We start from the raw sequence: 3,350 nt of genomic DNA on the forward strand, positions 1-3,350 counted from the left end.
AAATTATTATAATAATTACCGTTATCAATGGAATTTAAAAAGGCTGACTCCTGTAAAATACAGAAATCAGCTTTTAGCAGCTTAGCCCCTTTTTTTAATGTCCTTGACATAGGGTCCACTTTAAAATTAATAATTTTCTGTATAGTTCTTTCTTATTTTATATGTAAATAAATTTTATTCTTCTATTTTTACAGGTTCAGAATAATCAATTCCTTTTGTATCCACTCTTATCTCTTCAATAATAACATCTGTTAATGGTTTATCATTTGAATTTGTTTTTACTGAATTTATAGTCTTAACAATATCTAATCCTTCAGTTACTTTACCAAATGCAGCATATTGTCCATTTAAATGTGGTGCTTCTTCCGCCATAATAAAGAATTGACTTCCTGCTGAATCGGGATCATTTGCTCTAGCCATAGATAAAACACCTTCTGTATGAGCTAAATTATTATACTCATATCCATTTTTAGTAAATTCTCCTTTAATTGAATATCCAGGTCCTCCTGTTCCAGTTCCTTCTGGACATCCTCCTTGTATCATAAATCCTTTTATTATTCTATGAAAAGTTAATCCATCATAAAAACCTGAATTTGCTAATGAAATAAAATTATTCACCGTATTAGGAGCCTTATCAGGATATAATTCAGCTACAACGGTTCCATAATCTTTAATCTTTATTGTTGCTATAGGTAATTCTTCTGGCGCTTCTACTTTTTGATTCCATGCTTGATCATTTTTATTTTCTTCTTTAGAGGCATTATTTGAAGCACACCCTACAAGTCCAATTACTGCAGCACTTACTCCTATTAATACAACTCCAACTTTTAAAATTTTATTCATAAACCCACTCCCTAAAGTTTTAATATTTTTATAATATCAAAAAAGAACTCAGCCATCAAGCTGAGTTTCAATTCAATAAACTTATATTGCTTTTATCAAAATTAATTAAAGATTTTCTCCATCAAAACTTTTATATTCACTAGGATTTTTATCATTACCTACATTATTTTGATTTTGGTGAAGTTTTTGTCTTCTTTCTCCTTTTTGATATTTCTTATCTTTTATCTTATCGCTCATTAAAAAACACACTCCCTTCAGCTTTATTTTTTCACAAAAGGTCGTATATAATACACTTTATTTAACGATAAGTGCCAAGTACCAATTAATAAATTGAAAAATTAATTCTACCAAACTTAATTTTTTAAATTATCTCTTCAGAAACTTCTCGCTTAACTTGTTACTTGTCATTTTTAACTTTCAACGTCTTACCTATACTTCAAATTCCTCTATTTCTATTGAATAACTTCCACAATGCTTACAAACATTGATTATTACTATATAACTTTCATTAACTTTTCCACTTTTTTGTAATCTATTAAAACTCATTCCTTCATATTCTCTATCTAATGTGCTAACAACATATTTTCTATCTTTTGCATATATGTAAAAATTAAATCCTAAAAAATCAAAAAATTTCTTTTTTTCTTCTAATCCTGTTTTACAATTTTCACATGGCAAATCAAAATATGCCTTTGAAAAATCAACTTTATCACTATTATTTAAAATTTCTATTATTTTTTCCTCATTAACATCCATAATTGGATTAACTTCATCATTTACGAAGTACTCTAAGTTCTGTTCATTTAATATATATTCTTTTTCGTTGTATTTAAATTTAAATTCCATTTAATCAACATCCCTTCAATTGAACTATAATCTATATCGTATTAACACATAATAACATATCAAGTTTATTTAATAAAGAGATGTAATTAAAGATAACATGAATTTTGTAAAATAATTATTAACAGTTCATCAAATTTAGTGTAAAATATAAAATAAGTCTTTCATAACTTAAAGAAATACTTAATATTACATTTACTAGGAATTTTTAGTAAATAACTACTTATTTAAAGGCGGGGGTTATTTTGAACAATAAACACATATATATAGTACTCTCAAGAACTGGTACTACATTTTCAAATATAATTGCACTTTTTACTCAAAAGGAATACTCTCATGTTTCGCTTTCTTTAGATGCTTCATTTACTCAGATGTTTTCTTTTGGACGTAAAATCCCTTCAAAAGTTTTACCTGCTGGATTAGTTGAAGAAAATCTTTATTCTGGTGTTTTTGCAATGTATCCTAAAAGTAAGTGCTTAGTATATAAAATTGATGTTACAGATGAACAGTTAACATATTTACAAAATTCAATAGATAATTTCTTTAAAAATAAAGATGATTATAAATATAGCGTTCTTGGTACAGTGACTGCATATTTCAATAGACCTCTTAAAAGAGAAAAGTATTATTTCTGCTCTCAATTCGTAGCTGAACTGCTTATTAATAGTGGTATATACAAAACGGACAAGCTTCCTGAAGTTATTAAACCTATGGACTTACTAGAGATTCCTAATAAAACTTTTGTATATGAAGGTATTATTAGTGAAGAAAATTATCAAAACTATCTTGAAAATAATTACTCAGTATTTAAATCTCAAAGATTATCAAAAGCTCTTTCAAGATTAATTCCGTAAAACTAATTAATATACAAATTATTCTAATTAAATATAAAAAAAAATAAAGCTTAAACTTAAGCTTTATTTTTTATGTCATTTCTATTTTTTATTTATTAACTATAATTTATTTTTCCATATACCTTTTATGTTTATTACTTAATTAACAAATTGGCTTTTAACTTCATAACATATAATGTTTAGTATATTAAAGTAAGGAGTATTTTAAATGTATTCTGTAGATCTTCCATATCCAGAAGTAAATGTTAAAGATAAAAATCCTCAATACATTGATTTAATTTTACAAAATTATGCAAGTTCTATTTCTGAATTTGATGCAATTGCACAGTATACTTATCATCAAATATCTTATGTCTATGAAAACATTGAAGTTTCTCAAACACTTCGTGGAATATCAATTGTAGAAATGCATCACTTAGAATTACTTGGTGAAATATTAGTACAACTTGGAGCAGAACCTGGTTATTGGATTAATAATAAGAAACCACATTATTGGTCTTCTAAACTTGTTGATTATGATTTATCATCACTAAAATATATCTTAACAGTTGATATAAATGATGAAAAATCTGCAATAAAACAATATAAAGAAACAATAACAAAAATCAATGATGAAAATATAAATGATATTATTAAAAGAATAATATTAGATGAAGAATATCATATTCAATTATTGTTGGGACTTTATAAAAAGTACGTTGAACAATAATTTTTTGTCATTCTACTTAAATTACGAGGATATCTAAAAATTTGTGTAAAATATAAATATAATAAAATGTATAACTGGAAATTTTATTTCCAGTTATATTT

6 protein-coding genes are annotated in these 3,350 nt (G+C 25.4%); 3 read left to right on the forward strand and 3 right to left on the reverse strand.

Features of this window, described 5'->3' with window-relative positions; genetic code table 11:
• A partial coding sequence (locus HCG70_RS17080) for an IS3 family transposase (RefSeq protein WP_221698065.1) occupies positions 1 to 85 on the forward strand: 85 nt, incomplete at its 5' end.
• An 89-nt stretch (positions 86 to 174) separates the two neighbouring features.
• Here HCG70_RS17080 and HCG70_RS17085 read toward each other — a convergent pair.
• The 3 genes from HCG70_RS17085 to HCG70_RS17090 all read right to left on the reverse strand — a co-directional run bounded on the left by HCG70_RS17085 (position 175) and on the right by HCG70_RS17090 (position 1,689).
• Positions 175 to 843: a peptidylprolyl isomerase gene (locus HCG70_RS17085; protein ID WP_042402134.1), complete on the reverse strand. Its 669-nt coding sequence runs from the start codon at positions 841 to 843 to the stop codon at positions 175 to 177.
• A 105-nt stretch (positions 844 to 948) separates the two neighbouring features.
• The gene (locus tag HCG70_RS17610) at positions 949 to 1,080 is read right to left on the reverse strand and encodes a clostri-philic family protein (protein WP_260457856.1); all 132 of its coding nucleotides are present in this window, start codon (positions 1,078 to 1,080) and stop codon (positions 949 to 951) included.
• 192 nt (positions 1,081 to 1,272) lie between these two features.
• Positions 1,273 to 1,689 (reverse strand): DUF3785 family protein, encoded by a 417-nt coding sequence (locus HCG70_RS17090; RefSeq protein WP_042402131.1) that lies wholly within the window; start codon positions 1,687 to 1,689, stop codon positions 1,273 to 1,275.
• Between the two features lie 242 nt (positions 1,690 to 1,931).
• Between HCG70_RS17090 and HCG70_RS17095 the strand changes: the two genes are divergently transcribed.
• Positions 1,932 to 2,540, forward strand: a complete 609-nt coding sequence (locus tag HCG70_RS17095) for a hypothetical protein (protein WP_042402128.1) — start codon at positions 1,932 to 1,934, stop codon at positions 2,538 to 2,540.
• Between the two features lie 208 nt (positions 2,541 to 2,748).
• Complete coding sequence (locus HCG70_RS17100; RefSeq protein WP_042402126.1) at positions 2,749 to 3,249, forward strand: ferritin-like domain-containing protein; 501 nt, start codon at positions 2,749 to 2,751, stop codon at positions 3,247 to 3,249.
• Positions 3,250 to 3,350 lie beyond the last annotated feature (101 nt).

Source organism: Clostridium sp. K04 (assembly GCF_019734375.1).
GTDB lineage: Bacteria > Bacillota > Clostridia > Clostridiales > Clostridiaceae > Clostridium > Clostridium saudiense.